The 21,756-nt window shown below is 63.2% G+C and carries 16 protein-coding genes and 1 tRNA gene; 1 reads left to right on the top strand and 16 read right to left on the bottom strand.

The features are described from left to right. Nucleotides 1-15 precede the first annotated feature (15 nt). From CAP13_RS06990 to CAP13_RS06915, 16 genes are all read right to left on the bottom strand, one after another. Nucleotides 16-744 carry a cytochrome b/b6 domain-containing protein gene (locus tag CAP13_RS06990; protein ID WP_085830899.1) on the bottom strand — a complete coding sequence of 243 codons (729 nt, stop codon included), beginning with the start codon at nt 742-744 and terminating at the stop codon, nt 16-18. Further along, nucleotides 745-2,409 (bottom strand): nickel-dependent hydrogenase large subunit, encoded by a 1,665-nt coding sequence (locus CAP13_RS06985; RefSeq protein WP_085830898.1) that lies wholly within the window; start codon nt 2,407-2,409, stop codon nt 745-747. Then, nucleotides 2,409-3,770 carry a hydrogenase small subunit gene (locus CAP13_RS06980; protein ID WP_085830897.1) on the bottom strand — a complete coding sequence of 454 codons (1,362 nt, stop codon included), beginning with the start codon at nt 3,768-3,770 and terminating at the stop codon, nt 2,409-2,411. The genes CAP13_RS06985 and CAP13_RS06980 overlap by 1 nt, the downstream gene beginning before the upstream one ends. 890 nt (nt 3,771-4,660) lie before the next feature. Beyond that, on the bottom strand, nt 4,661-5,200 hold the full coding sequence (gene rbr / locus CAP13_RS06975) for a rubrerythrin (protein ID WP_085830896.1): 540 nt from the start codon (nt 5,198-5,200) through the stop codon (nt 4,661-4,663). A 277-nt stretch (nt 5,201-5,477) separates the two neighbouring features. After that, nucleotides 5,478-6,338, bottom strand: coding sequence for an HhH-GPD family protein (locus tag CAP13_RS06970; protein WP_425429843.1), 861 nt, complete (start codon nt 6,336-6,338; stop codon nt 5,478-5,480). A 73-nt stretch (nt 6,339-6,411) separates the two neighbouring features. Continuing rightward, nucleotides 6,412-6,906: an RrF2 family transcriptional regulator gene (locus tag CAP13_RS06965; protein ID WP_179184993.1), complete on the bottom strand. Its 495-nt coding sequence runs from the start codon at nt 6,904-6,906 to the stop codon at nt 6,412-6,414. A gap of 193 nt (nt 6,907-7,099) precedes the next feature. Then, nucleotides 7,100-7,176 (bottom strand) — tRNA-Asp (locus CAP13_RS06960). 202 nt (nt 7,177-7,378) lie between these two features. Next, the gene (locus CAP13_RS06955) at nt 7,379-7,615 is read right to left on the bottom strand and encodes a hypothetical protein (RefSeq protein ID WP_085830893.1); all 237 of its coding nucleotides are present in this window, start codon (nt 7,613-7,615) and stop codon (nt 7,379-7,381) included. 50 nt (nt 7,616-7,665) lie between these two features. Beyond that, nucleotides 7,666-8,184, bottom strand: coding sequence for a hypothetical protein (locus CAP13_RS06950; protein ID WP_085830892.1), 519 nt, complete (start codon nt 8,182-8,184; stop codon nt 7,666-7,668). 281 nt (nt 8,185-8,465) lie between these two features. Beyond that, a complete protein-coding gene (locus tag CAP13_RS06945; RefSeq protein ID WP_179184992.1) occupies nt 8,466-13,304 on the bottom strand; it encodes a SpaA isopeptide-forming pilin-related protein in 4,839 nt (1,612 codons plus the stop codon). 504 nt (nt 13,305-13,808) lie between these two features. Next, on the bottom strand, nt 13,809-14,288 hold the full coding sequence (locus tag CAP13_RS06940; RefSeq protein WP_085830890.1) for a YfcE family phosphodiesterase: 480 nt from the start codon (nt 14,286-14,288) through the stop codon (nt 13,809-13,811). Then, nucleotides 14,288-15,007 (bottom strand): LytR/AlgR family response regulator transcription factor, encoded by a 720-nt coding sequence (locus CAP13_RS06935; RefSeq protein WP_085830889.1) that lies wholly within the window; start codon nt 15,005-15,007, stop codon nt 14,288-14,290. Before CAP13_RS06935 ends, CAP13_RS06940 begins: the two co-directional genes overlap by 1 nt. 72 nt (nt 15,008-15,079) lie before the next feature. Further along, nucleotides 15,080-16,435 carry a histidine kinase gene (locus CAP13_RS06930; RefSeq protein ID WP_245798943.1) on the bottom strand — a complete coding sequence of 452 codons (1,356 nt, stop codon included), beginning with the start codon at nt 16,433-16,435 and terminating at the stop codon, nt 15,080-15,082. Further along, complete coding sequence (locus CAP13_RS06925; protein WP_085830888.1) at nt 16,432-17,619, bottom strand: glycosyltransferase family 2 protein; 1,188 nt, start codon at nt 17,617-17,619, stop codon at nt 16,432-16,434. The genes CAP13_RS06930 and CAP13_RS06925 overlap by 4 nt, the downstream gene beginning before the upstream one ends. 86 nt (nt 17,620-17,705) lie before the next feature. Next, nucleotides 17,706-18,284 carry a QueT transporter family protein gene (locus CAP13_RS06920; protein WP_085830887.1) on the bottom strand — a complete coding sequence of 193 codons (579 nt, stop codon included), beginning with the start codon at nt 18,282-18,284 and terminating at the stop codon, nt 17,706-17,708. A 117-nt stretch (nt 18,285-18,401) separates the two neighbouring features. Beyond that, entirely contained in the window at nt 18,402-19,652 is a 1,251-nt protein-coding gene (locus CAP13_RS06915; RefSeq protein WP_085830886.1) for an MFS transporter, read from the bottom strand. 373 nt (nt 19,653-20,025) lie between these two features. Between CAP13_RS06915 and CAP13_RS06910 the strand changes: the two genes are divergently transcribed. Then, nucleotides 20,026-20,970: a zinc dependent phospholipase C family protein gene (locus CAP13_RS06910; RefSeq protein ID WP_085830885.1), complete on the top strand. Its 945-nt coding sequence runs from the start codon at nt 20,026-20,028 to the stop codon at nt 20,968-20,970. Nucleotides 20,971-21,756: the final 786 nt, after the last annotated feature.

Below are 21,756 nucleotides of genomic sequence, written 5' to 3'. Positions count from 1 at the left end.
CAGCCGCGCGAGCGCCTATTCCCCTCGTTCCTCCTTGAACGTCTCCCCGCAGTCGGGCTCCTCACCCATGCCATCGAAGCCCACGATGTTCATCGTCTCGGGGTCGTACACCAGGCCGGGCGTCTCCTTCCAGAAGAAGATGAGCTTGGCCGGGCTCACGCCCTCGATCAGCGATAGGTACACGTGGATGCACATGAAGCCCAGGAAGACCCACATCATGAAGTAGTGCAGGATGCGCACCTTCATCGGGCCGCCGAGGAAGTCGAGACCGGCAGCGAAGATCGGCATCCCCGCCGTGGTCCCCCACAGGCAGAACCCGGTGTACCCCGTGAAGAGGATCAGCACGGGGATCAGCAGGTACACGATCTTCTGCGGCACACCGAGCTTCGCCGCGATGGGGTGCTCGCGCCTAAGGAACAGGTAGTAGCTGATCCACGCCCACAGCTGATGGCGGTTGTCGCACTGCGGCAGCCAGGTCTTGACGTCGAGCACCGTCTCGCGCGTGCCCGGGGCCGGGGCGCTCTTGATGAAGAACGCGAGGATCACACGGACCAGGCAGTTCAAGATCAAAACGATGCCGAAGAAGATGTGCAGGCCGCGGGCGATGGACATCACGCCGCCGAAGAGCGGGTAGTGGATGTAGAACCCCGTGCAGATCAAGAAGATCATCGCGATCAGGTTGACCCAGTGCGTCACCACGAACGGCAGCGGATGCGCCTCGCGGTAGTGAGCCATATGCGCCATCTACTCCACCCCCCACGGAGACGTGACCACGCTGAAGGTCTTGCCGGTCTTGGGCTCGCTCACATGGCAGGCACAAGCCGTGCACGGGTCGACGCTGTGCACGATGCGCACGGCGTCGAGCGGCTTCTCGATATCGGTGACGTCCGTGTTCAGCAGCATGGACTCGAGCGGTCCGGGCTGGTCGTCGCCGTCGATGGGCGACAGGTTCCAGGTGGATGGGATGATCTCCTGGTAATGGGTGATCACATCGGTCTCAACCGTCTCGGTATGCAGCAGCGCGCCGCGCGGCGCCTCCCAGAGGCCGAGGCCCTTGCCCGTCGTGGTGGCGGCCGGCGTGTAATACTCAGCCTTGCCGTCCTTCATCAGGGCGACGAGCTCGTTGAAGTCGTCCTCCATCTTGTCCACCACGTAGGCTGCCTCGAGTACGCGAGTCAAGAGGCGCCCGGCCACGCAGTCGAGGTCGGTGAGGGCGAGGCCGGTCTTCTCCAGGGCGTCGTCGATGAGCCTGACGATGGGCTCCACCCCGCGCGCGTACCCGGCGAGCATGCGCGAGATGCCGCCGGCCTGGAGGGGCTTGCCGTCGTAGCGCGGCGCCTTGCACCAGGTGTACTTGTTGTTGAAGTCCTTGCCCTCTTTTGGCCACTGCGCCACGGTGACGCCGTCCTGCGGGTTCAGCGGCGCGTGGTTCTGGTAGTAGGCGTGCGTGACGTCCTCGGTGATGAGGTCGGCGTCCACGTTGTCGATATGGAGCGTGCCGTCCGCATCGAGGGTCACGATACCGGCGGGCAGGTAGCGGTCGTTCATCTCCCGGCTCTCGGCGTCGAGCACGCCGAAGGACACGAAGTGCCCGTCGCCCTTGCCCATGCCGACGAGGTTGGGGTATTTGGCCACGATCATGTACAGATCGGGAATCATGGTCCCGTGGATCCACTGTTTGAGCTCGGTGATCCGGTAGATGATCTCATCGAGCTTCTCGGGCGTGGGCACGAACGAGGTGCCGCCGGGGATGGACGTCATGATATGCGGCATCTTGCCGCCGATGAGGGCGCAGATCTGCGAGGCCTTGGCCTGGTTCTCGATGCCCTCGAAGTAGTGGGCGGTCCCCACCAGGTCCTCGGCGGGCGTGAGGTGGAAGGCCGAGGAGCCATCCGTGTCCAGCACGTCAAACCAGTTGCCGGAGAAGATGGAGAGCTGCCCGTTCTCCGCGAACGCCTTGAGGCGCGTGAGCAGGGCCTCGAAATCCGTACCCGAGGTGCCGTAGGTTTTGCAGACGTCATAGGCGTCAGCCGCGTTGGCGTTGACGGCGTTCAGCGGGTTGATGTAATCCAGTCCCGCGAGGTTGTAGAACCACAGGATCGTGGAGTGCAGGATCTGCCCGCCCTCCGCGAGGTTCCGCACGAGGCGCGCGCCCTCAGGGGCCTTGATGCCGTAGGCGTCCTCGGCGGCTAGGCAGGACGTGTGCACGTGCGAGACGGGGCACACGCCGCAGATGCGCTCGGAGATGAGCGCCGCATCGTAGGGCGTGCGGCCGGTGAGCGCATTCTCGAGGCCGCGGTACAGGTTGCCCGAGGACCATGCCTGAACGACCTTGCCGTCCTCGACCTCCATCTCGATGGAGAGGTGGCCCTCGATGCGGGTGATGGGATCAACGGTGGAGCGCGCCATCACTCATCCCCTCCCTTCCCGGATGGGTCGTCCGTCTTCCGCGCCGCCGCCGCGCGGGCGTCGGCCTCCTGCTGACGGGCTCGCTTGGCCTCGCGCATCTTGCGGAAACGGTGGTCGTTCTTGGGCTCGATGCCCCGGGCGTCAAGCTCCTCGTACAGCTTCGCGGCGCGGCGACCCGCCTCATGGGCGGCCTCGTCACCGTGCTTGACGTCCCATCGGCGCTCGGGCTCGAAGTCGGCGCCGCCGTCCACGCGGCCGGCGACCTTCATCCCCACGCCATGCACCCCGAGGGCGGCCACCACGCGGCCAGTGAGCGCGAGGGCCGCCACCGGGGGCTGGAAGTGGAAGTCGCCGAGCGAGATGTTGCGGTGGCGCTTGAGGAAGGGCGTGCTCTCATCGACCCAGTTGCGCTGCGGGTGCAGCGGGTTGATGGCGCCACAGCCGATGCAGGGGGCACCGGCTTCCACACACCAGGATATTGAGCGGTTCCACCGGGTGATGGGGCAGTTGGTGAAGGTCTGCGGTCCGCGGCAGCCGAGCGGGTAGAGGCAGTAGCCCTTGGCCTCCTCAGCGCTGCCGAAACGGTAGACGAACTCGCCATTCTCGAAATGACCGCGGCGCGGGCAGTTGTCGTGCACCGTCTGGTTGAACATCTGCACCGGCTCGTTCTTGGAGTTCAGCTCGGGCAGGCGCCCCATGAGGGCGTACTCGACGATGACGGCCACGAGCCACTCGGGGTTCGCGGGGCAGCACGGGATGTTCACGACCGGCGTCACGATACCGCGGTCGGCGAGGTACTTCTGGACGCCCATGGCGTGCGCGTCGTTGGGACGGGAGGCCATCCAGCCGCCGTCGCACGCGCAGGAACCGAGCGCGATGACCGCGTCGGCGTGCTCGGCGGTCTCGGCGAGGGAGTCGATGCCCTTCTCGCCGCCGACGAGGAGCACGTTGCCATCGAATGCCGTGGGGACGGCGCCCTCGTAGACGAGGACATAACCCCCCGCCTCGATGGTGTCCTTACGGGCCTGCTCCATCGAGAAGCCCACCGCAGCGGAGAGGGTCTCGCTGTAGTTGAGCGAGATCGTCTCGAGCACGAGCTCCGGGATGTCGGGCGTGTTGGTCTGAGCCAGGGCCTCCGTGCACCCCGAGCATGAGCCGCCTTCCATCCAGATGACCGGTAGCAGCTTGCCCGACTCGGCACCGGTCACGAGCGCCTCGGCGATCTGGGGCGCTGCGGCCTGGGAAAGACCGAGCATCACGGCAAGGCTCCCGCAATACTTGAGGAAATCACGGCGGGTGAAGCCATGCGCCTCAAGGCGGTCATCGAGCGATGCGCGCGCAGTCTTTTCCTGCACTGCCATTCGAACACCTCCCCTTCTTCGGCGGTGGCCCATGGCACACCGCGCCTCCACAGCAACGACGCGGCCCCGCCTCGCAACGGCGAATCGCAGGTATGAGGGGCCGCGTGAATCATATCTATTATGCGCCCTCGGGCGGGAACTTTGGGCGTGATCCCGCGAGCGAGAAGAATTGATCGGCGATTTCAGATCGCGTTCACGCTGGTAGATCTATCGTTTGCAAGGTCACCTACAAGAGGGGACGGCCATTTTGACAGCGGGTCACTGAGGGTACGGCGCGCGGGGCGTCGGTTTGGGGGCATGGTGGACGGCCCGCGCTGCCCTCCTAGTAGAAAATGTCAGATCTGAGTCTATTCATCGCGTGTTCAACCCTCCGGTTGGGTTCTTTGGCTTGCGCATCGTCCCTCATGCGGTTGTGGTACTCCGAAAAAACTACGATCTATATAGCTTCGTAGTCTATTTTCTTCCGGCATAGCGGCTTTACGGGGTCGCTCGATCCTCTGATGACGCAGATCTGACATTTTCTACTAGCTCCACCGCGCGTTTGAAAACTGCGCTCAGAAAATATCTAAATCGTCAAAAGAATATCTATAAATCTGAATATTACGACATTCGTAAGGAAGATAAGGAGTGCTGGCCCATGGCGTACTCCTTTCCGAACACGCAATGCACGCGGCGTCGAGAAATATAGGGTGACGCCCCATAAGACCACTCCATGGGGAGCACGACCAACGTGCTCTATGGCCTCCGATAATGTTACGCCAATAAGCAGGCCCGTCCCCATCGGTGGCGCCGGAGGGGTCGGGCCGGTTTTGCCGCTTGCCGATGTTCAGCTCATATAAAAAGAGCGCCGACGCGAACGTCGGCGCTCTCACTCCCCCTGGGAATCAACCTTAGTAGTTGACGACATGCTCCTCGAAGTAGGACTGCGGGTGCATGCACACCGGGCAGAGCTGCGGAGCGGTGGGGCCGACATGCAGGTGACCGCAGTTCAGGCACTTCCAGACCTTGACGCCCTCGCGGTTGAAGACCTCGCCCTTCTCAACGCGCTCAGCGAGCTTGAGGTAGCGCTCCTCATGGGCCTTCTCGACGGCGCCGACGCCACGGAACTTCGCGGCGATCTCCTTGAAGCCCTCCTCATCGGCGGTCTCGGCGAACTCCTTGTACATGGTGGTCCACTCGTAGTTCTCACCAGCGGCAGCGTCCTTCAGGTTCTGGAGGGTGCCGGGGACCTCGCCGCCATGCAGGTACTTGAACCAGAGCTTCGCATGCTCGGACTCGTTCATGGCCGTCTCCAGGAAGATGTTGGAGATCTGGACGTAGCCGTCCTTCTTGGCGCGCGAAGAGTAGTAGCGATACTTGGTGTGGGCCTGCGACTCGCCGGCGAAAGCGGTCTCGAGGTTCTTCTTTGTCTGAGAGTTCTCGAAATCCATAGTGATTCCCTCCTGACGACACGGTGTACATTCGGCGCCCCTCTGCGCCGGTATGCCTATTGTAACTCATTCCTAATAAGGATCTTCTGGGCAATCTCGCAGATAAAACGGGTTGTTATGGGCGCTGCAAAGCCTGTACCTCCTCATATCTTGTCATCGGATGAACCACCCGAAGGCAATCGGCACAAATGCGACATATTTACAGCAAATTACCCTTGGCATACTTTTTTACAGGCACGTCCACTTGGTTCGATTCATTTGGGCGCCTAGGCGATCTCTAGGCGATCGCCCAGATCCCGTCCCGCTCCACGCAGAACCCCTCGCCTGCCAGGTCCGTGAGGATGCCGTCCACCAACTCCGCATCGACCGCCGCACGCCCCGCCTCGCGCTCGAACGCGGTGAGCCGTCCGCGGATCTCCCCCGCATCCAGGCCGCCGCCCTCGGCCTGCGCGGCGAGCAGGATCCGCACGACCTCCGCGCGCTTCTGCCGGCGCGACCCCTCGAACTTCGACTGCCGCGCGTACGTGCTCGACCGCCGCGACGGGTTGGGAACGGTCTTCTTGAGCAGGACACCGTAGTCGAGCAGGGCGTAGTACCAGGCCCGCGGGGTGTCATCCTCGTCGAGGGGCTCGGCGAACGGCGCCTCGGTCCCCGGGCAGGCCGCCTCGACCAGGGGGATCAGCTCGCGATCGGGCACGGCGGGAGCATCGGGGAACAGGTGGTGGAGGAAGACCGTGCGCACGTTCGTCTCGAGGTAGACTCCGGGGAGGTTGAAGGCGAAGGAGCGGATGCCCTGGGCCGTGGCCGGACCGATGCCCGGCAGGGCGCAGAGCTCGCGGGTATCCTGCGGGAACACGCCGTCGTAGGCGGAGGCCACGGTCTCCGCCGCCGCTTTGAGCGCGAGGGCGCGGCGGTTGTAGCCCATCCCCTGCCACGCGCTCAGCACGTCGTGCGCACTGGCCTCGGCCAGGGAGAAGACGCTCGGGAAGCGCTCGAGCCAGGCGTCCCAGCGCGTGAGCACCCGGGGCACCTGGGTCTGCTGGAGCATGACCTCCGATATCCAGATGGCGTAGGGGTCCCGCGTGTTGCGCCACGGGAGGTCCCGGTAGAGGCGAGCGCCCTCGGCTCTCACCAGCATGCGAAACGAATTCGCCACCATGGCGCCCTCCCCCTCTGTATCCCGTAAGAACGCGGAGCGTCCGCCCCGCCCCCTATGCGCTCGGGCAGCAGCCCGGCAGGCTCCCGCAGCCGACGTACTCCACGAACCGGTCGGGGTCGGAGAACTTGGCGTCCACCGAGGGGAACTTCTGCCCGTACACCACGTCGTACAGGGTCACGGAGTTCAGGTAGCTCTTGACGAGCTCCTGCGTGCCGATCCAGATGGGATGATAGCAGCAGCTTCCCGAGCGCGGGCAGAACCCGTCGGGGCCCGCGCACTCGTTCACGACGATGGGCCCCTGCACGGCCTCGACGATCTCGCAGAGGCTAACCTGCTTGGGATCCAGCTTGAGGCGCATGCCGCCGTGCACGCCGCGCAGGCTCTCGATGATCCCCGCTTGCGCCAGTCTGTGCTGGATGGACCGAGCGAAGGAGTACGGCACATCGCCGAGTTCCGCGGCCGTGCGCACCGAGAGAAGCTCCGCCTCGTCCGTCGCGAGCATGGAGAGCATGCGGAGCGCGTAGTCGGTCTTCCTCGTGATGTCCATGGACAGCCCCTTCATGCCCGGCGCACCCGTCGGTGCGCCACCGCAGACAGGTGTTCGCATCCGGCGACAAGAATGCGAATGAAATGACATTTGCCGCCCAACTATACACCGCGGAACTGGGATGCAAGATATGTGGGCGCGGAGGTGACAATAAACATAGAATGCCCCACCGAAGTGAGGCATTTCAATGCGATGGCGGGAAGTACGGGACTCGAACCCGCGACCTCCGACGTGACAGGCCGGCGCTCTAACCAGCTGAGCTAACTCCCCATGCAGTCAGTGCTGCGAGAGCTAGTATACACAGATGCCTGACACGGGCGCAAGATGTTTTTTCGAGAAACTTCGGCGATGGATGGCGGCTGGTGGACGGCAGGTTGAGCAGGCTGCCGTCCACCCTTGAAGGGGTGAAAAACGCGGCGGTGACGAGCGGGGCGCGCTGCAAAAGAGCCTCGGTCCGCCACGGGCACGGCCGCTAATGCAGGAGCTGCGTGACGCGGTACTGAATCTCCTGGAGGGGCGTGCCGCTCACCATGCTCCACAGCGACATCCCGAACACAACGAGTGCGAGAAGCACCTGGATGCCAAGCGCGAACGCGCCGCCAGCCACCGGGGCCACCTGCGCCTTCCGCACGAAGACGCGGACGAAGCAGAAGACGAGAAACCCTCCGGACATGGCGGCCAGCACATAGGTGGGAAGCATGCTGGTCATCTCCTGTTCCGTCCCCTTCCCGAGCTGTTGGGCACCGTGCGCCCCGAGCGTCACTTGCTGAATTGCCGCCAGAAGTCCGCCCACGCCGCCGCTTCCTGTTCCTGATCTACATAGGAGAAGCTGTCCTCGTCATAGAAATCAAGTGAGACGATATCATCCAGCGTCTTCGGTACCGTCAGATTGAAGAACTCCTTCTTGAACGAGCTCCCGTACTGCAGGTAATACTGGTCGGTCATGGCGATGTAGTTGGTCTTTTTCACCGTCTCGGGCGTGTAGCGTATCAGCTCGCCGGACTCAGAGAGGTCGGGGCTGACGGGCAAAAGCACCAAGGCGGTGTCCGCATCGCGAAAGCCCAGGATGAAGTTCTGATACGTATACGACAGCGTGCGGCCGAAGCCGAAGTTTGCCCCGCGTATATCCTCCGAGAAGCCATAGGCCACCTGGTAGCTGGGACCTTCTTCAACCTGCGCATCAAAAAGGGCACGCATGCGGGCTTTGGTGTCATCGCTCTTTGCCTGATCAACCTCAACAGGCTTCCTAAAAGATTTAAACGCATCGAACAGTCCCATGTGTGCCTCCTTATACGGAAATGACAACGTATGCCCAGCTCTGGACAACTACAGACCTACACGTTCAACTTCTTTGCATGCGTTTCCGAGTATAGCCGAACCATGGGCGGGCGGAGCCGCTGCGTCGCCGTATGCGCGTGCGCGAGGCGTGCAGGCGGCGGCCAAGGCGTCTGGAGGGGGATCACGGCCCCCTCTGGCCATACAAACGCGTACGGATCAAAAGACGAGCCGTCGGATGCGACTCCGACGGCTCGTCACATCTCAGCATATGCCCGCTGCGCTTACCTCACCTGGTTCCTCTTCCTATGAAGAGCCAGGGCGAGGGAGCTGAGCGCCACGCCGACGAAGAGCGCGGGAGCAGCCTGAGCAGCCGAATCGCCGGTCTTGGGAAGCTCGCGCTCCACCGGTGTCGGTTTGGCTGGCAGAGCCGTGTTTTTCACCTCAAACGTGAGCAGTGCACCGTCTTCGACAACCTTGACGGCAAGGGGCTTCTGATCAAGCTCGTAGCCCTCGGGGGCCTTCGTCTCCACCAGCGTGTAGGAGCCGTAGAGAACATGCTCAAAGGTCAAGGTTCCGTCGGCTCCCGTGGTGGCCTTCTCGATGACCTTGTCGTCCTGGCGCAGCTCGAAGGTGGCACCGGGGAGCTTCTTGCTCTGGTTTTGAGCATCGACCTTAGAAACGAGAATGGCTCCCTTGATCTTGGCGTCGGCCACGGCGAGCTTGACCACCTGGTCTTGGGTGTCGACCTTTGCCTCATGCGCCGTTTTATCCAGCACGTACCCCTCGGGGGCCTCGGTCTCCACCACCGTGTAGGAGCCGTACAGCACGTCCTCGAACGTAGCCATGCCGTCGTCTCCCGTGGTCTGGGTGTCCACAGCCTTATCGCCCCGACGCAGCTCGAACTTCGCACCGGAAAGCGGCTTATCCCCGTCCTCAGCATCGGTCTTGGTCACCACAACCGTGCCCTTGACCTGCGCGTTATCAACGGCGAGCTTAACAACCTGATCCTGGGTCTCGATCTTTACGGCATGCGGCGTTGAAACGAGCACATAGCCCTCGGGCGCGGCGGTCTCCACCACCTCGTAGGTGCCATACGGAATATCGCTAAAGGTGAGCACGCCCTTCTCGTCAGTAGTGCCCCCGCGCACCTTGACACCGTCTTTCCTGAGCTCAAAGCTGGTGTTTGGCAGAAGTTTCTTGGCATCCGCCTTGTCCGTCTTGGAAACCTCGATGCTGCCGTGGATGCGCGTGTTCGTAACGGTTGCCACGGTATAGCTCAGCGTATCACCCGTGCGCGCATCCTTGGATTCCTTGGTCTCGTATGCATACGAAGCAACGTACCCCTCAGGGACAGATGCTTCCTTAACCGTGTACGCGGCAGCGGCATTGGTGGCAGGATTGCTCACCAGCAAATTGGTGAAGGAGGCTTTCCAGGAGCCGTCGTTTTCATTCGACAGGCTGGCTGCGGGAACCGCCTTGCCATCGATGTCTTGAGCGGCCACCTTCTCGCCATCGGCGTCATCCATGAGAAGCGCCACCTCGACCGGATCGTGGGCAATCCCGGCACCATCCGTGCCGTCCGCGTTCTTGCCCTCGACCCAGGTCTTCTGCACGTCAACCTTGGTAACCCGCGTGAGCCCGATGTTGAGGGCCAGCGCCTTCGGATTATCTATGGCTACCCCTTCCACGCTGGCCGAAGTCTGGTCGTCGGAAGCGGTCATGACCATGTCGCCCTTGGTGGGCGAGAAGCGCACGAAGGTGCCGGCCTCCGCAGACTGAGGGTCGGTGGGGTTTTTCACCTTGACGGTAAAGGCCTCGAGCTCACCAGATGCCGTCGAGGGCCAGTCCTTGAGACCCTTGAACTCATAGGTTCCCGTCTCGTCCGTGACGGCGGTGTTCACCAGCTTGCCGGCTGAATCGTACAGCTCGAGCTCCAAGCCAGGCACGACGTGGGATTTCTCGTCCTCGTCCATCGTGCCGTCGAAATCCGCATCGATCCAGGCGACGCCCTTGAGCATGCCAGGGGTGGGGGTCATCGCCACGGGCTGGCCGTACCGGTAGCCCTTGCCTGAGCCGAGGTCACGCAGATAGGCTGGAGTGAAGACGTCGATGAGGTTCTTCTTGAAATCCTCTGGGGCAACGTCGCGAAGGGTCAAATTGAACTTGAACTCTTGGCTCTCACCGGCTTTGAAGGCGCGGTCCTCAGGAGAAGAGATGCGGACGAAATTGACGGCGTCCCAGTCTTCTTGCGTCCAAGAAGCCGTATCGCTCTCCTCGGTCCACGCGAAACTATCCCAATCAAGCGCCTGCGAAGTCGGCTTCACGTTCCTCGCATAGGAGACGGTATAGCCCTCGGGCAGCTCGCTCTGGATCCCGCCGTTGAGGAACAGGTCGAACTGGAAGGCGCCGTTGGGCTGGAGCGCCTTGCCCCAGTTCTGGTCTTTTTTCGGCACCGGCCAGTATATCATCAGGCCGTTGGCGTCCGACGGCGTGGGGTTGTTCGCGACCAAACGATAGTCGACGGTGCTGTTGGCGCCGATCAAGGTCTTGGACATGCCGTCGTAGGTGACATACGACGTATCGGGCTGCGTCGCCATCTTGGCGGCAGACCGCACGACCAGATCGGTCGGGGCGTTGACGACCCACCTTCCCATGGGCCGGCCGAGCATGTCTTCCGTGCTGCCGTTGCCGTTCAGATCCCACTTGTCTTTGGCCATGCCCGAACCATAGACGAGATCTTCGTCGGTATCGGTGTCGTATTCGAACCACATAAGCTCGGTGTACTCGCCCGGCACGTCCTTCGACGGATCGGAGGCGAAGCTTACATGCAACGCGCAGTCAGCGGTATACGCCCAGTACCCCGCGTTGATGGCGTAGGGGATCGCCTCGGCAGACTCTTTCCAGTACACCGACGGACCGTAGGCGCGCGTATCGTATATGTCTTGGTCGGACGTGAGCTTGGAGAAATCGAGCTTATAAACTTTCGCCTTGGGATAGACCGCCTTCAGGGCGTCTGATGCCGGCACCTCCGACACGTCGGGCTGCTTGAGGCTCATGTTGTTCGGATCGGCGCTCTTTTGCAACCACGCATCCTTGGAGCCGACGGAACGATAGGTCATATTGAAGCTCAGGTCATCGCCCAAGGGGCTGATGTAGTAAATAACCTTGAACGTCTCGATGCCCCTCGCGCTGCCGTCCCAGGTCGGCGTGAAGTAATCGAAGCCCTTGTCGCGAACCGTATCGCCCACCACGAAATTCAGCGGATACGCCGTTCCGTCATGGAAAGCGGTCGTCGGGCCATGACCCTGGATGAAGCTCTTGCCCGTGAATGCGGTGAAGGTGTGGCCGATGGTCACATGATCCGCCGAGCGGCTGGGATATTGGAACACAACTTCACCCCTGCCGTCGCCGAAGTCCCACTTGTATTGATTGCGATACGCCCAATCCGGCTCTTCCGCACCCGTGTTCTCGATACGGATGACGGTCTTGAACAGGGAGGGATCGTCTCCCCAGCGACCCTTTTCACGCACGTCGTTGGTAAGGACGTTGCCGAAGAAATACAGGGAGCTGTCCTCAAATTCGGTTTCTTCGCCGGCCAGACCCCTGTCCCAAGCAGTCAGCGCAGTTTTAGAAGGGATGGTGTCGATCTTGTATTCGATATGCTTGATATACATACCCTCGACGTGCTTGCCCAATACGTCTTCCACGCGGAAACGCTGTTTGAGCTTCGAGGCGTCGATCGTATAGTCCGTGGTCTCGTCGGTTTTGCTGTTCCAGAGGGTGACCTTGAAATCGCTCACCTGGGTGGCAGGGGTGCCATCCTTCTTCTGGCGTGAGATGAGCGGGAGCGCCTGTGCTGTCACGCCGGCGATCTTGGTGTCGTTGACGTCGTAATCGATGATGATGGTCTTGTTCCGGCTATTTCCCGAGCCGCGGTTTCCAACCGTGAAGTAACCGAGGGTGCGCTCTTGCGTGTGCTCGAAGCCAGGAGCTCCCAGGTATACCTCGTTATCGGCGATATAGCCTTCCCACCGCTCTAGATTGGTATCCTTAGCGACGAGCGTGCTGTTTGCATACACATCTTCCTTGGGTTCGACGATCTCGTACTTCATCGTCTTAAGACGGCTTGCGTCGTAGGGCAGGTAGGCACTCTGGCCCGTCGGATCGTAGTACTTCACCCCTACATCGAACTGGCTGATCTCCGCGATGCTCCCTACGGGGAAGTCCTCTTTGGGGAAGCGCCACATGGGGTTGAATTCGTATTGATCGGCGATGACCGCAGTGGTGATGTTCTCTTTGCGCTCCCACACGTAGAGTTTCTTGCCGGCAGGAACGGTATATTCGGCGCCGGTGCTCATGGTGAACTTCTCGCCCGGGCTCAGAATCTTGAGATCTTTCTCTTGTACGCCCCCGTACTCATCGGGGGCATTACGACCGAGATACTCCGCCTTCTCCGGGACGAGCATCGCATAGAAGTAGTCTTCGAGCACGCGCCTTACGCCCCAGCCGTCGTCCAGGTTGGCCATCCAGGACACATTGTGGCCGGTGCCCCGAGCGTCATCCAAACCCACTTCGATATTGCCGTTTTTGTTCAAGAGCTCGGAGTAATTCCCCCAGAAGCCGATTTTGGTAAGCTCGGGCCGCTTGGTAACCTCGATATCGGTGCCGAGTCGGGATGCGGTCGGAGCATCGCCCTCCTTGGTGTAGTTCTGGGTGACGGTGATGGCATCGGAGATGGATGCAAGGCCCGTATCGTAGGTCTGAAGGCCCATGGGCACGTCGAAGGTGACTTCCTGGGTGGTGTCCTGGAACTTCATCGTGAGCGTGCCTGCGGATTTCCAGTTGTACACCGAAACGGGCTTCTTGGAATCCTCGGTCTGCTTGCTCGGTATGATGATGCCGTCTTTCTGAAGCTCTCCGTACCAGCCCGCCGTCGTATCGAATTTGAAGCTCGAGTCGTTCCAATCCATGCCGTAGGGCAAGGCCACGTCGATGGACTTATCGGACGCGGAGGGGAACACCGCATGGAGGCGCAGCTTGAATTGCTGGCCCTTCGGAAGGGAGATGAGGGTCTTGGGATCGCTCAACGATCCGTAGTTGGTTTTGCCATCTGTGGACACCAGGCTCGCCTCTATGACGGGCTGGTTCGCCGGGGTGGCAGCGCGATCTTCTGCTGCGGCGGCTAGAACATGAGCGTCGGATTCAGCGGGTTGCGACGGGACCGTATCGGACGTTGCCTCATCTGTCGCAGACTCGGGCGATGCCTCGTCTGTCTCAGACGCTGGTGCGGAGGCGGAATCGCCAGCGTCATCCGCTGGCTGCTCCATAGGAGCAGGGGAACTTAGATACCCCCCCCCTGCTCAGTTGCCATGGCAGAAGCCGCGGGAAACGCCATCTGCACCATAAGCAGTGCTGCAAGTAGAGCCGAGATAAACCGTTTTGTGCTGCCCATAAGTTCTCCGATTGTACGGCATCCGATATTCACATACCCTGTGGGTACTATATATGAAAAAACCCTCCCTGCACTGCGCAACGAGCCCATGGGCGGTTCAGTCTGGCAGTGCAGGGCTGCTTTTTGCGCCCCGGCGGCACCGCTCGGCGTGCCCGTCCGGCATACGGCCCGCTTACAGGTCGATGATCTCGAGCGAGCGGATCCGCCCGTCCGCCACGAGGAGGCGGGCGATCGTCGGCCCGCGCATGCCGCGTGGGTACGAGGCCGAACCGGGGTTGATCACCGTCGTGCGCCCCAGCTCCACGATGCGGGCCCGGTGCGTGTGGCCGCAGACCGCGATGTCGACGGAGCCCACCGGCAAGTCCTCCCGGTAGTGCGCGACGGCAAACTCGAGGCCCTCGAAGGAGAACCGGTTCAGGGCGACGACCTCGGGTCCGTACTCGTAATAGTGGTCGTTGTTGCCGAGCACCGCCTTGATCGGCGCGATCGTGCGCAGATGCTCCCAATCCGCCTCGGAGGTGATGTCGCCGGCGTGGATGATGAGGTCGGCGCCCTCGAGCGCATCGAGGAGCGCCGGCGCGAGGTACCCGTGCGTGTCGGAGATGATGTCGACGCGCTTGGCCCCGGATGTTGGATCGGCCGCGCCCGCCATCAGAGGCTCAACGCCTTCTTCAGGGGCACCACGCGGCGGCGGGACACCGGAACCCGGTCCTCCATGTCGGCGATACCGAGCTGGATGGCCCCAGACGGAGTGGTCTCGACATCCTCCACGTTCGCCAGGTTCACGATGTAGCGGCGGTGCACCCGAAAAAACCCGAACTCGGACAGCTTGGACTCGAACTGGGCCAACGAGGTGGTGGAGAGGAAGCGGTCGTCGTCCGTGAAGATGCAGGAGTAGTCATCCTTGGCCATGATGTAGCGGATCTGCTCCACCGGGATCAGGACCTTGCGGCCCCCCTTCTCGACGGGGATGCGCTCGACCGAGGTGGCCTTGGTCTCAGGCAGCGGCTTGACACGCGAGAGCACCTTCTCGATGGCGCGGGCCAGGCGATCCTCCTCGACGGGCTTCATGAGATAGTCGACGGCGTCCACCTCGAAGGCCTCGAGGGCGTGGTCGCTGTAGGCCGTCACGAAGACGACGGCGGGCGGGGTCTTGAGCTTGCGCAGCGCCTCGGCGAGCTGCATGCCCGAGGCACCGGGCATCGAGATATCGAGGAAGGCGACGTCGACGCGGCTGTTCATGAGCGTCTCGATGGCCGAGCGCACGCTCGACGCCTCTGTGACGGACCCGATCTCCCCGGTCTGCTCAAGCAGATACCGGAGTTCGGACCGCGCTGGGGCTTCGTCATCGACGATCATCGCACGCAGCATACAGAAATCCCTTCGGAAGTGGCTACGAATCTCACGGGGAGGGGCGACTGCTCCACACAACCCTATTTTACCCTAAGCGAAGATACTGCCCCGCAAATCCAGATGGAGCGTCACCGTGGTGCCGGAGCCGGGCTTCGAGACCGCGCGGGCCGAGGAACGCGGGCCGTAGAACCGCTTGATCCGCTCGTGGATGTTGTGCATGGCGATGCCGGCGCCGCCGCTCTGCGACTGGTCGGCCTCGGCGGGTCCGAGCGTGCGCGCGAAGAGCCGGTCGGCCGTCCCCGCATCCATGCCCACGCCGTCGTCGACGACCTCGATGTCGATGACGTCGTCGCCGGTGAGCTGCACGGACACCCGGATGTGCAGGGGGCCCTCGTCGCGCATGGCGTGCCGCACCGCGTTCTCCACCAGGGGCTGTATCACGAAGGCGGGCACGAGCGCGTCCTCGGCGCCCTCGGCGATGTCCATCTCATCGATGATCCGATCATCCCCGAACCGCGCCCGCTCGAACAGGAGGTAGCGCTTGGTCTGCGCGATCTCGCGCGAGACCGGGATCAGGGACCCCGAGGTGTCGAGCGTCGAGCGGTAGAAGGTGGCGAACTCGCGGAGCAGGCCGCGGGCGCGCAGCGGGTCGGTGCGCGTGAGCGCGGCGATGGTGTTCAAGGTGTTGAACAGGAAATGGGGGTTGATCTGGGCCTGGAGGGCGCGGAGCTCGGCGCGGGCCACGAGCTCGTCCTGGCGCTCGAGCTCGTGGATCGCGAGCTGCGTGGAGATGAGCTCGGCGTACCCCGAGGCGAGGGCGTACTGCGTGCGATCCACGTCGCGGGCGTGGTGGAAGTAGAACTTGAGGGCGCCGATGGAGGTGTCGCGCACGCGCAGCGGCGCCACGATGCCCGCGGGGATCTCGCTGGTGCGCCCCGTCTCCGGGCTCGCGTACACGCCGTGGGTGAAGGACTGGGCGATGCCGTGCTCGATCGCGTAATGCGTCGCCGGGGTGTGGATGGGCGAGCCCGGCGGGAAGTCGGACGCGAGGGAGCCGGCGCTGGCGAGCACGCTCTCGGTGTCGGTCACGGCCACCGTCATCGCGTGGGTCTCGGAGAGGAGCCGCTGGCAGATGGAGAGGGCGCCCTCGTACGTGAGGCCGTCGCGGATGTCCTCGAGCATCTCGGACGCGACGGCGAGCGAGCGCTCGGTGTAGCCCGACCGCAGCGGGTCGGGACTGACTAGCAGGTAGGTGAAGAGGGCGACGAAGACCGCCAGGAGCGCGCAGCCCACGAACAGGCTGACGGCGTCCACCTTCGCGATGAAGCCGTAAGTGAGGTAGATGAGGAGGCCGATGGCGCACACGAGGCAGATCGCGCCCAGGACCCGCAGGATCTCGGCGCCCTCCGACCCTGAGTCGTGCATATCCCAGGTGTGATCGCTCATGTTCTCCTCTCAAGCATGGCGGCGAGCTCCGCATCGGCCCACAGCCCGTTCATGATACTCGGCCAGAAGCTTTGGAACTGCAAGTAGCGGTGCGCGTTCTCGCGGGCGTAGCGCTCCGCGTCCGCGCGGCCACGGCGCCAGACGGCCCAGTACTCCCGGTGCTCATGTGTGAACACGGCGCGCACCAGGGCGGTCTTGCGCACGCGCTCATCGAGCTGGCCGGTGAGCCACGGACCCGGGTAGGGCATGAGCGAGGCGGGCGTGACCTGGTTGTACTCCTTCAGGCGCGCCGCGAAGGCGAGCTTCGCCCGCTCATAGTACCAACGGTGCACATCTTGGAGGAAGCGCCCGGACCGCTCGGTCGACCGCGGCGGGAGGTGACGCACGGACCACTGGTTGTCGAACCACATCTCATAGCCAAGCAGACGCAGGTTGAACAGGTAGTCGAGATCCTCGCCGCGCGTGATGAACGGGTCGAAGGCAGCCCGCATCGAGGCGCGCGCGGAGAGCGCCAGGCAGCCGCCGCACACGTGGTTGGAGCGCGAGATGCGCGTGCCGGCGAGGGCCCGCTTCATCCACCGGTTGAACTCGATGCGCTTCGTCCACCAGCGGTGCGTGATCCCGGCCTTCGTCGTGTCGGCCAGGGGTGAGCCCTCGCGGTCGTAGAAGAACCCCGACTTCGCGATGATGGGCAGGCGCTGGCGGGTCTCCTGGTTGAGACCGAACAGGGCCTTCTCCATGAAGTCCGGACCGAGGGCCACCTCGTCATCGTCGAGGAAGACCACCGCGTCGTGCCCGAGGATGCTCGCCACGGCGAGCCCCATGTTGCGGATGGCCCCGTAGCCGCGCAGCGAGACGCCCTCGCCTGACGCGTGCGGGGCGAGCTGGGAGACGCGGTCCATGATGCGCGTGGCCTCGTCGTTGGTGACCAGGGTGACCTTGAGCGATGGGTGGACCTCGCAGATCCGCTCGACGCGCTGGGTGACGGCCGCAGTGACCGAGAGCGGGCAGACCACGAGGACGATGATGCGTGAGATGCCGCGGACCTGCTCGAGCGAGGCGAGGCAGCGGTCGAGCTCATAGGTGGGGGCGTTCAGGCTCGTGGTGTGATCGTATGAGGCGGTCGCGGGCGAATCGTGCGCGTCGCCCTCCCAATAGGACGGTATCACCAGAGTGGGTCTCATCTCGCACCTTCCCATCACGCGGCCGTCTGAGCTGGCAGGCGATGTCGCCGTGCCCCCCCCGTGAGCGGCCCTGAAGGGCGTGCCCGCTAGTCGCCCACGTGACCGGAGGCGTCCCTCTCCCCTGCGAACGAGGTCCGCGCGAGCGCGCGGAAGAGCGGGAGCCCCAGCACGTACATGATAACCGCTTCGCCGATTCCCGTGCTCACCACGCCGAACAGGTACATGGGGCCCCAGGCGCCGTCGAGGCTCACGCTCGTGAAGGGAATCGTGTAGAAGCCGATGCCCTCGAGGAGGATCGGCAGATACGCGGGGACGATGAGGGCGTTCGCGATGACGGGGCCAGCGAGGGCCAGGACCGGGCGCGAGCGCAGCCGCCAGGTGATGGTCGCGCCGATGAAGGTCGCGAGCGAGCCGAAGACGACATCGAGGAGGCCGAGGGCGCCGGTGCCCGAGAGCACGATGTTCGCGACGTTGGCGATCACGCAGCCGAGGGTCAGGCCGGGGATCGCGGCTGGGGTGATGAGCGCGAGGGCGCACAGGGCCTCCGACACGCGGAACTGGACGGGACCCCAGGCGAGGCTGCCGAGGAAGAGCAGGGACACCAAGGTGCAGGCCGCGTACAGGGCGGCGATGACACCCACGCGGGCGACGTAATGAGCGTTCATCAGGGAGTACCTTTCGAGACGAGGGTTTGCTTCATGCTCGCAAAACCCGTCCGTCCCGCGGCGGCACGATGCCGCAGGAGCGCCCGGGCGCACGGCCCGGGGAGTCGGTGCGCGCCCCTAGACGGCGGCGCCCTCGACACGGGAGAGCTTTACTAGCATAACGAGGCCCACGATGAGCAGGATCCCGATGGAAAGCACTCCTAAAGAAGGATTCCGGGTGAGCGACGTCACGAGAGATACTAGCAGAGTTCCCATGACCGAGGCGTAGCGGCCGAAGATGTCGAAGAAGCCGTAGTACTCGTTCGAGCGCTCCTTGGGGATGAGCCGGCCGAAGTAGCTGCGGGAAAGCGCCTGGATGCCACCTTGGAAGAGGCCCACCATGATGGCGAGGATCCAGAACTCGGTGGCCGTCTGGAGGAAGAAGGAGGCGAAGAGCACGATCACGACGTAGGCGATGACCGCGACGAGGATCATGCGGAGCGTCCCGAAGCGCCCGGCAAGGCGGCCGTAGGCGATGGCCGACGGGAAGGCCACGAACTGCGTGGTGAGGAGCGCGAGGATGAGCTGCGTGGAGTCGATGCCGAGCGCCGAGCCGTAGCTCGTCGCCATGGAGATGACCGTGTGCACGCCGTCGATGTAGAAGAAGAACGCGACCATGAAGATGAGGATGGCCCTGTTGTGGGCGATCGCGCGCATCGTGGTGCCGAGGCCGCGAAAGGAGCTTATGACGATCAAAGTCAGGGTGTCGCCCGGCTGGCGCTCCTTCGCGAAGCGCTGCCGGTAGGTCCGGATGAGCGGCAGGGTGAAGGCGAGCCACCAGAGGCCGGTGATCACGAAGGAGAGGCGCGTGCAGAACATGGTGTCGAGGCCGAGTGCCGGGCCGCCGAAGATGACGGCGAGGCAGATGATGAACGGGATGGTGGAGCCCACGTAACCCCAGGCGTAGCCGGAGCTTGAGACGGCGTCCATCCGGTCATCCTCCGTGACGTCGCAGAGCATCGCGTCGTAGAAGGTCATGGACGAGTTGAGCCCGATCGTGCAGAGCACGTAGACGATGAGGAAGGCGAACGCGCTCATGGGAATGGCCTGCGCGAAGCAGAGGACCAGGCCCGTGAGGAAGAAGCCGATGAAGAACTTGATCTTGTTGCCCGCGAAGTCGGCGAGCGAGCCCAGGATCGGCATGAGCAGGGCCACGACGAGCGAGGCCGCGGTCTGGGCGTTCGCCCACGCGGCGACGAGCTCCGCCGAGGATGCCCCGGTGTTGATCGCGTTGAAGTAGATCGGGACGACCGAGGTGCTGAGCAGGACGAGCGCCGAGTTCCCGACGTCGTACATGACCCAGTTGCGCTCGAGTTTGGTGTACTTCATGCATTCCCCTCAGTCGCGGTGGCCTTTCTATGGTACGACAGGACTGCTCGGGACAGGTGTAAACGTTCTGGCAAGGATCGGGGCCTCGCCCGGGGTCGTCGGCACCTGGCGCAAGAGCCGCCCCCGGCAGGCTGCGGCTCGGCAGGCTGCGGCCGTGCCTTGGATCTGGTGTTTGCCTGGCCCCATGCCTTGCGTTCGAGGGCCGAGCGCAGCTGTTGCTGCCGGCGAAACCGGCGCCGGGCCGTGGTCCCATGCCCCGTGCCCTGACGGTATCTCCGAACCCTGGTTTTCGCACAGATCCCCAGCTCCACCCCGCAAGTTTGCCTGCGGTTCGGGAATAATGGGCAGAGCTGTTCCCTCAGAAAGGACCATCATGCCAGCGCTGATAACCCATCACCTTTTCGGCGAGGAGAGCATGGAGCGCCTTCCCGCCGACCTCATCGCCACCGAGGATGACCGGATCGCCTTTTTGATCGCCAACCAGGGCCCCGACCCCTTCTTCTTCCGCGTGCGCACACCGCATCTCAGGGACTGTATCCGGTTTGGGCAGGAGATGCACCGCTCCCTGATCTCACGGCAGTTCGCCGCACTGCGAGACGGCACGCAGCGCCTCCTCCCCCACGACGCGTCCACCGGACGGGCCTTCGCACTCGGCCTGCTCTCCCATTACGTGCTCGACCGCAACGCGCACCCGTACGTGTACGCCCAGCAATGGGGAATCCAGAAGACGGACCCCACGCTCGCCGACTCGGGCAGCAAGGTGCACGCGGTCATCGAGGGTGACCTCGATGTGCTGATGCTCCAGCGCAAACGCGGCGGCGCGACCACGGCGAACTATCCGCCCGAGGGCGAGCTCGTCTCCAATGAGCGCGTGGGCAAGATCGCCGGCGTGCTGATGAGCCACGTCGCGGCGAGCACCTACGGGATCCCCGTGGGTGCCGGCGAGTACGCCGGGGCCGTCGCCGATATGAAGCTCGCGTACCGCCTGCTCGAACCCGCGGGATCGCGCATCGGCAGCGGACTCGCCGCGTTCGAGGGCCTGTTCAGCGATTACTCACTGCTCGGCGCGCTGGCGCACCGCGTCACCACCGAGACACCCGCCCGCGCCGGGAACCTCTCACATATCACCTGGGAGAACCCCTTCACCGGGGAGCCGTCGACCGAGTCCTTCCCCGAGGTCTTCGATCGGGCGCTCGATGATTACGAGCAGGCGGCGGCCCGCTTCATCGCCGGCGATGACATGGTGGAGATGACCCGCCGGCTGAACTACTCGGGGCGCCCCCTCGATGAATCGGAGATCTGCACCGAGGAGGATTAGCGGACGGTGACGCTTGCCGTTGTCAGTCGGCGCGGCGATCCGATATGACACATGAGGGCCCACGTCCACCTTGCGAAGCGCGACCAAACGGTGTTTGGCCGCGCTTTTTCTTGTCTGCTCCCTTTGCTGGCCCGGTTGATCAAATGATTTACGGCCGGCTGAATCGGCGCTTTTTTGTCTTCGTGGCCAAAAATCTGGTTGAGGCTGTATTTCACCTGCAGCGCTTGGGCCGCTCTAGGCCATTTAGGCACCTTGTATATCGTCACACGACCAAACTGCATAGGTATAAGTGTTCAATTTGCCATATACGGCAGTCTCACATGTCCTCAAAGTACATCCTCAATGCGCTTTTTGGCCAGCACGGTGATTTTTCGTGCCGAGGCCATCTCGATATGGCCTCGGCACCGCTGCATGCGCATGCCGACGGCCCGCCGCATTGGCTCGGGCCAATCTCGTGACCTCGATGGTCCGCTCCGGTTGCATCGCCGAACTCACCCGACCCATATAAGGGGTGCTGCACGGCTAACATTTGCCACCTCTGGCCAAAAATGCCGCGAAAAAGTAATTGGCTCCCCTTGCATAGCCCAACCACAAGGGATTTCGTTCTGCAGACACGTCCACGCAACCGAGTTGAATATTTATACTTGTGCAATGCCGAGGCGGCGGACGCCACGCGGCGTTACCAAACACTGTTTCGCGGCATTTTTGGCCAGCACGGCGGTTTTTTACGCCAAGGCCATTGTGATTGATCATCGCCTACGGGACGAGGCTGCGCACGGGGCGTTG

The organism is Collinsella vaginalis (assembly GCF_900176655.1).
GTDB classification, from domain to species: Bacteria; Actinomycetota; Coriobacteriia; order Coriobacteriales; family Coriobacteriaceae; genus Collinsella; species Collinsella vaginalis.
Note: the sequence above shows the minus strand (reverse complement) of the source record. Positions and strands in the feature narration are given on the sequence as shown.

Excerpts from the sequence above, each read along its gene's own strand:
- CAP13_RS06990 (WP_085830899.1), bottom strand. The coding sequence starts at position 744 with ATGGCGCATATGGCTCACTACCGCGAGGCGCATCCGCTGCCGTTCGTG.
- CAP13_RS06985 (WP_085830898.1), bottom strand. The coding sequence starts at position 2,409 with ATGGCGCGCTCCACCGTTGATCCCATCACCCGCATCGAGGGCCACCTC.
- CAP13_RS06980 (WP_085830897.1), bottom strand. The coding sequence starts at position 3,770 with ATGGCAGTGCAGGAAAAGACTGCGCGCGCATCGCTCGATGACCGCCTT.
- rbr (WP_085830896.1), bottom strand. The coding sequence starts at position 5,200 with ATGGATTTCGAGAACTCTCAGACAAAGAAGAACCTCGAGACCGCTTTC.
- CAP13_RS06970 (WP_425429843.1), bottom strand. The coding sequence starts at position 6,338 with ATGCTGGTGAGAGCCGAGGGCGCTCGCCTCTACCGGGACCTCCCGTGG.
- CAP13_RS06965 (WP_179184993.1), bottom strand. The coding sequence starts at position 6,906 with ATGGACATCACGAGGAAGACCGACTACGCGCTCCGCATGCTCTCCATG.
- CAP13_RS06955 (WP_085830893.1), bottom strand. The coding sequence starts at position 7,615 with ATGACCAGCATGCTTCCCACCTATGTGCTGGCCGCCATGTCCGGAGGG.
- CAP13_RS06950 (WP_085830892.1), bottom strand. The coding sequence starts at position 8,184 with ATGGGACTGTTCGATGCGTTTAAATCTTTTAGGAAGCCTGTTGAGGTT.
- CAP13_RS06940 (WP_085830890.1), bottom strand. The coding sequence starts at position 14,288 with ATGGCGGGCGCGGCCGATCCAACATCCGGGGCCAAGCGCGTCGACATC.
- CAP13_RS06935 (WP_085830889.1), bottom strand. The coding sequence starts at position 15,007 with ATGCTGCGTGCGATGATCGTCGATGACGAAGCCCCAGCGCGGTCCGAA.
- CAP13_RS06930 (WP_245798943.1), bottom strand. The coding sequence starts at position 16,435 with ATGAGCGATCACACCTGGGATATGCACGACTCAGGGTCGGAGGGCGCC.
- CAP13_RS06925 (WP_085830888.1), bottom strand. The coding sequence starts at position 17,619 with ATGAGACCCACTCTGGTGATACCGTCCTATTGGGAGGGCGACGCGCAC.
- CAP13_RS06920 (WP_085830887.1), bottom strand. The coding sequence starts at position 18,284 with ATGAACGCTCATTACGTCGCCCGCGTGGGTGTCATCGCCGCCCTGTAC.
- CAP13_RS06915 (WP_085830886.1), bottom strand. The coding sequence starts at position 19,652 with ATGAAGTACACCAAACTCGAGCGCAACTGGGTCATGTACGACGTCGGG.
- CAP13_RS06910 (WP_085830885.1), top strand. The coding sequence starts at position 20,026 with ATGCCAGCGCTGATAACCCATCACCTTTTCGGCGAGGAGAGCATGGAG.